At 42.6% G+C, this 6,369-nt stretch carries 5 protein-coding genes and 4 tRNA genes; 3 read left to right on the forward strand and 6 right to left on the reverse strand.

Annotated elements, in window-relative coordinates:
- Nucleotides 1-180 precede the first annotated feature (180 nt).
- From R7Z49_RS22855 to R7Z49_RS22870, 4 genes are all read right to left on the reverse strand, one after another.
- Nucleotides 181-256 (reverse strand) — tRNA-Thr (locus R7Z49_RS22855).
- A gap of 13 nt (nt 257-269) precedes the next feature.
- Nucleotides 270-344 (reverse strand) — tRNA-Gly (locus R7Z49_RS22860).
- A 35-nt stretch (nt 345-379) separates the two neighbouring features.
- A tRNA-Tyr gene (locus tag R7Z49_RS22865) sits at nt 380-464 on the reverse strand.
- 36 nt (nt 465-500) lie between these two features.
- Nucleotides 501-576: transfer RNA gene (locus R7Z49_RS22870), tRNA-Thr, on the reverse strand.
- Between the two features lie 205 nt (nt 577-781).
- Between R7Z49_RS22870 and coaA the strand changes: the two genes are divergently transcribed.
- Nucleotides 782-1,705: a type I pantothenate kinase gene (gene coaA, locus R7Z49_RS22875; protein WP_005388683.1), complete on the forward strand. Its 924-nt coding sequence runs from the start codon at nt 782-784 to the stop codon at nt 1,703-1,705.
- Between the two features lie 7 nt (nt 1,706-1,712).
- Here coaA and birA read toward each other — a convergent pair whose 3' ends face one another.
- The gene (gene birA, locus R7Z49_RS22880) at nt 1,713-2,678 is read right to left on the reverse strand and encodes a bifunctional biotin--[acetyl-CoA-carboxylase] ligase/biotin operon repressor BirA (protein ID WP_033907505.1); all 966 of its coding nucleotides are present in this window, start codon (nt 2,676-2,678) and stop codon (nt 1,713-1,715) included.
- A complete protein-coding gene (gene murB / locus R7Z49_RS22885; RefSeq protein ID WP_033907506.1) occupies nt 2,675-3,718 on the reverse strand; it encodes a UDP-N-acetylmuramate dehydrogenase in 1,044 nt (347 codons plus the stop codon). The genes birA and murB overlap by 4 nt, the downstream gene beginning before the upstream one ends.
- Before the next feature lie 101 nt (nt 3,719-3,819).
- Here murB and R7Z49_RS22890 point away from each other — a divergent pair, with 101 nt between their 5' ends.
- Nucleotides 3,820-4,251 (forward strand): GNAT family N-acetyltransferase, encoded by a 432-nt coding sequence (locus tag R7Z49_RS22890; protein WP_017821963.1) that lies wholly within the window; start codon nt 3,820-3,822, stop codon nt 4,249-4,251.
- Nucleotides 4,252-4,322: 71 nt separating this feature from the next.
- Entirely contained in the window at nt 4,323-5,663 is a 1,341-nt protein-coding gene (gene pssA / locus R7Z49_RS22895; protein WP_033907507.1) for a CDP-diacylglycerol--serine O-phosphatidyltransferase, read from the forward strand.
- The last annotated feature ends 706 nt before the right edge of the window (nt 5,664-6,369 follow it).

A 6,369-nucleotide genomic window follows, 5' to 3' on the forward strand; every position in this document is an offset into this window, starting at 1 on the left:
TGTTTTACCGTGGTCAACGTGGCCGATAGTACCAACGTTAACGTGCGGTTTCGTACGTTCAAATTTTTCTTTAGACATGAGTGGTCCCTCTAGGTACGGATTTAGGTGGCCCAAATTGACCACGCAACCAAAAAAAGATAATTGGTAAATCTAATATCAAAAGGAAATAAACTTGAGAGCTGGTGCTGATAGGCAGACTCGAACTGCCGACCTCATCCTTACCAAGGATGCGCTCTACCACCTGAGCTATATCAGCACTCAAATTAGAGTGGAGCGGGCAGCGGGAATCGAACCCGCATCATCAGCTTGGAAGGCTGAGGTAATAGCCATTATACGATGCCCGCAACACGTAACTCTGAGAGCTATTTCCTAAAGAATATGGTGGAGGGGGACGGATTCGAACCATCGAAGGCAGTGCCGGCAGATTTACAGTCTGCTCCCTTTGGCCACTCGGGAACCCCTCCAAATTTTCAAGCCATTCAGACTACTAAAGGAAAGAATGGTGCCGACTACCGGAATCGAACTGGTGACCTACTGATTACAAGTCAGTTGCTCTACCTACTGAGCTAAGTCGGCATAAGTGGTGCGCATTCTATTGAATGATTTTCTAGGTTGCAATAGTAATTTGAAAAAAAATCATAAATTTCGATTTTTTAGATTCGTTTGCTGCAAATTCGTACAAACTTAGCTTTTTTAAAGCAAACTTCGACCTTTGTCGTTTGCTTTGAAGTTCGCTTGATGTATGTTCTTGCTTCTATTAAACCAAGGATAAAAGAGACCCATGAGTCCATTTTTGTCATTTGACCGTGCAAATTGGGCCGAGTTAAGAAACTCTGTACCGATGACACTTTCTGAAGACGACTTGACTGCGCTTCAGGGCATTAATGAAAACCTAACCATGGAGGAAGCGGTAGAGATCTACCTTCCTTTGTCTCGTCTTTTGAATCTGTATGTCCAAGCTCGTCAAAGCCGCAATTCCGTATTACAACAATTCTTAAATACAGAGGAACATGCTCCCCCTTTCGTAATTGGTATCGCTGGCAGTGTTGCTGTAGGCAAAAGTACGACTGCTCGTATTCTAACGGCATTGCTTTCTCGTTGGGAGAATCATCCCAAAGTCTCCTTGGTTACAACAGATGGCTTCCTATATCCGAAAAAAGTACTAGAAGAACGCGGTATCATGCATCGTAAAGGCTTCCCTGAATCCTATGATATCAAGCGTTTAGTCGAGTTCATGTCTGACGTAAAGGCAGGAAAGCCCGATCTTGAAGTACCCATCTACTCTCACATCACGTATGACATTACTGATGAACTAAGAAAAGTGGATAGACCGGATGTTCTTATTATTGAAGGTTTAAACGTTCTGCAAAGTGGAATGGACTATCCACATGACCCGCATCGTGTCTTCGTCTCTGACTTTTTAGATTTTTCAATTTATGTCGACGCAGAAACAGAGACCATTGAACATTGGTATGTAGAACGCTTTTTAAAGTTTCGCCAAGGGGCCTTTACGAAACCTGGATCTTATTTTAGCCACTACACACAACTCTCTGTCGATGACGCAAAGAAAAAAGCGAAGCAAATTTGGCATGATATTAATGGGCTCAATTTAGAATTGAATATTCTTCCAACTCGTGAGAGAGCCCACTTGATTCTACACAAAGGCGTTAACCACTTGGTTGATAAAGTCTCGTTGCGAAAGTAATCGAAGATTAGTCACTTTTACGCAACGAGATTTCACCACCAATATAAGTCTCTAGTCCTTGGGAGGTTTCAATTAATATTCCACCTTGATGATCGATGCCTCGAACGACGCCATATACCTCTCTAGGACCAATAAGCAGTTTGACCTGACGATTAAGGAAATTGTCTAACCGATTCCAACGTTCGATAAAGCCAGTAAGTCCTTTCATTTCATATTCGACAAGTGCGGAATTCCAATGCTTGATAAGTGTCATTGCTAGAACATTTCTATCGATCTTGAGACTCTGATTTACTTGGTTCAACGTGGTCCATGGCTGGTCAATCTCAGGCTGGTCGTCAGGCATTCCAATATTCAGGCCCATCCCAATCACTAGATGAGCAGCCCCACCGGCCTGACCCGACATTTCAACCAAGATTCCGGCCAGTTTTTTATCTTGATAATACAAGTCATTCGGCCACTTGAGTTTAACACCTTGCATGCCTACTTCTTCCAGAGCTTCCACTGCGGCAATCCCAATCACCAAGCTCAAGCCCATTGCCGCAGCCATTCCCGCATCCAGTCGCCAATACATAGAGAGATATAAGTTAGAGCCAAACGGTGAGACCCATTGTCTACCGCGGCGACCACGCCCTTGTGCTTGATATTCAGCAATACAAACACGGCCCTTTTCCGAATCCACGACTCTGTCGAGCAAATACTGGTTCGTTGAGTCAATCACAGGGACAAGTTCAACAAGTGACTCCGAGCTAGTGGTCAGGAGTGTCTCGTCTAACAACTGCAATGGTGAAGCTAATTGGTAACCACGCCCTTGCACTCGATAAATATCAATACCCCATTCACTAAGACCTTTAATGTGCTTAGCGATTGCCGCTCTGGAAACATTAAGATCGTCGCCCAACGCTTCTCCTGAATGAAACTCTCCATCACTTAATAACCTTAAAATATGAAGTTTCGTAGAGTGATCTTTTCTCATCTAGATGCCTCGATCTGAGTCAAATTCGTCTCCCCGGTACGATTGAGAAAGCGTACTTCATGCTCAAGTATGATTTGGTATTTATCCCATACCGTCTGCTTCACTAAAGAAGCAAGCGCGACAATGTCATCAGCACTACAATTATCCATGTTGGTCAAAACCAAAGCTTGCATAGGGTTGACCTGCGCACCGTGTACAGACTTCCCTTTTAATCCACACTGATCGATAAGCCAACCAGCAGCAATTTTCATTCCTCCAGAAGCTGGGTAGGCCACTACGTTAGGGTATTTTTTTGTGAGTCGATCATAGTGATCTTGCGTGATCACTGGGTTTTTAAAGAAACTACCTGCGTTACCTATCTTGGTTGGATCTGGCAGTTTTGCCTTTCGCACTTGGCATACTCGTTCGAAGATAGAAGCAGGGCTGAGTTGTTCTTCTGGGATACTTTGTAAAGGACCGTACTGGTTAATCGGCTGCCATTGCTTCGCCAACTTAAGCCCTAATGCGGTGATAAAGCACTTTCCGTGCAACGCATGTTTAAATATGGAATCCCTATAGGCAAACTCACAGTCTTGGGCGTGCATTCTTTTGTTTTCAAACGTAGTTAGATCAAGAACATCTACATAATCACAGATGTCTTTTAGCTCTAGGCCATACGCACCAATGTTCTGAATAGGAGCCGAGCCAGCACAACCTGGAATCAAAGCTAAGTTCTCGATCCCACCGATCCCCTGATTCACACACCAGGAAACCAATTCAGGCCAATCTTCACCACCGGCGATATGTAATAGGTAGTGCTCATCCGTTTCCGTGACTTCTTTACCCATGATTCGATTAACAATCACTAATCCCTCAAAATGTTCTGTAAAAAGAACATTACTTCCTTTACCTAAAAAAAGTTTCGGTAAATGGGTGAATCTTGGGTTTTGAAATAGCTCAATAACATCTTCAAGCGACTCAACGATAGCTAAATAGGAACACGATTGTTCAATTCCAAAAGTATGGTAAGCCTTTAGGCTCGCATTTGTTTTAATTTGCATAGTAGGTTTGCAACACCAGATAAGATTCTCTTAAACTGTCGACATTCTACATTAGTTATCTTTTAACCGCAGTGACAATACCAGACTCATTAATCATAGAAGTGTTAAATCCCATCAAGCTCCCCCTCATTAAGAAACTATACAAAGCGTATTACCCTGCGGGTCGAGCCAAAAAAGATGAATTGATCATTACAGCAAGCCATAAAGGTGAAATCATTGCGTTACTACGTTTAAAAAGTGTAGATAAAGTTCGTCTATTGACAGGAATGTTGGTCATTCCGAAAGTTAGGGGAACAGGGATTGGAAAAAAACTACTAACTCATTGTAAAAACAATGTTTTCACTGATGGCGATTATTGCTTCGCGTTTACACATCTCGAATCCTATTATTCCAAGCATGGATTCACAACAATTGATTGCTCTGAGCTACCACACCCGCTAAAAATGGCATTTCAACGTTATGTAGATAGCGGTAAAGATCTCATTCCAATGCAATTCATCTCTTCAACGACATCAAAACGCGTGCTTTTGTAGCCAGGTAAATCATATCTTTGATAAAATGGCAGGTTCGCAATATTGCACTAAACTAAGGTACTCATACCGATATGATAGTAAGTAGGAATCCATTCGAACAGTTGCCAAGTCTCGCTGTCAATCCGGAAGACTTTGATGTTCTGTATTCAGCAGAATCATTCAGAACCCGTCTTTTAGATGCTATCAGCAAAGCAACGTCGCGAATTTACCTAGTCGCTCTATATCTGGAAGATGATGAAGCTGGACGTGAAATTCTCACTGCGCTTTATGAAGCGAAACAGCGCAATCCTGGGTTGGACATCAATATCTGTGTCGACTGGCATCGAGCGCAGCGTGGCCTGATTGGTGCGGAGACATCTGAGGGTAATTCAGCGCTTTACAAAGCATATGCCAGCAAATACCAACACCCAATCCCTGTCTATGGCATACCAGTGCGTGGCAGAGAAGTTTTTGGGGTACTGCATTTAAAAGGCTTCATTGTCGATGATACTGTTATCTACAGTGGGGCGAGCTTAAATAACGTTTATCTCCATTATCATGAACGTTATCGATTTGATCGTTACCATGTGATTCGACATGAATCTTTAGCGAATTCAATGGTGCAATTCATTCAGGAAGAAATGATTGCTCACCCTGCCGTTAATGATCTTGCAGGAAAAGATAAGCCAGAAACCAAAGAAATTAAGTCGGCGATTCGCCAACTGAGGGCTTCTCTTGCTCAAGCCAATTATAAGTTTGAAGACCAAGCTGCAACAGAAGAAAGCGTAAAAGTCACTCCGTTAGTTGGGCTAGGCAAACGCCGTAATCTACTCAATCAACAGATTGTAAAGTTATTGGCAGCAGCCCAAGACGAAATTTTCATTTGTACGCCTTACTTTAACTTCCCTAAAGCACTTCATCGTGAAGTGAAACGAGCCATGAAGCGTGGTGTGAAAGTAACTATTGTTGTGGGTGATAAAACCGCCAACGACTTTTACATTGCACCTGAGGAAGACTTTAAAACCATTGGCGGACTTCCATATCTTTACGAAGTGAATTTACGTCGCTTTGCGAAAACCAATGAAGCGAATATCGCCGCACGTAAATTGTCAATTCACCTATGGAAGCATGACAATAACAGCTTCCACCTTAAGGGTATTTGGGTTGATAAACGCTATATGCTACTTACTGGGAATAACTTAAATCCACGTGCTTGGTCACTCGACCTAGAAAATGGACTACTCATACAAGACAATTATGCGAAGCTCACTGAGAAGTTTGAAGACGAAGTTTCGCGTATTCTTGAGCATACTCACCTTATCTGTACTTATAAGCAATTAGAGAAAGTAGAAGACTATCCTATAGGGGTACAGCGACTGGTCAGAAAAATTACCCGCCTAAAGGCAGATGGTGTTTTAAAGCGTATTCTTTAGACATCATTTCTCGCTCTAAAGTACGTCGAGATTTTTATACTAAGCCAACCGCTTTAGCAGTTGGCTTTTTCATATAATCCATTTGGAATACTTAACTATTTTCTAGTACCGCTAGTGAGCACATAACCACTTAGATCTAGAGCGACTCTCTTAATGGGTTTGAGCTTTGACGTTTGTGAGTTATTCCGCATAGCTTACAGCCTCGAGCTAAGCTCCCCCTCTCTGTTCTGGCGCTTCTTACCCCTTGGCGATATATTTTTTCTGAGACTCATCAAATGTTCAGCGTCGAAAATCATCACCTCGCTAATGAAGAGCTCCTTCAATCTTTCACCTTCCAATTCTTTTCAAGTCGTTTGATTTTTGAGCCAGGAGAGATTGGGGGTATATATGACACTTTTCTGGATTATGCGCACAGTTCGTTTTTTCTTTCTCATCAAGATTCAAGCCGTTGAACGCCTTTGAATACCATAGATTACTTAGGTTTGTTTGTAGGTCATATTGTCTTTCCACAGCATCAACGGCCTATATTAATTAAAGCCTAGTGTGTAATCACGCAGAGTTCGCTTAGTAGGGATTATGGGGAGTAGTCTAATTAGGTGTAAACACACTTCAGGGAAACGCCGCAGTAGAAACGAAAAAAGCCTCAGTCTTTCGACTGAGGCTTAATATAAGTGGCGGAGTGGACGGGACTCGAACCCGCGACCCC

Origin of the sequence: Vibrio sp. 1562, from assembly GCF_033340155.1 — a bacterium.
GTDB classification, from domain to species: domain Bacteria; phylum Pseudomonadota; class Gammaproteobacteria; order Enterobacterales; family Vibrionaceae; genus Vibrio; species Vibrio alginolyticus.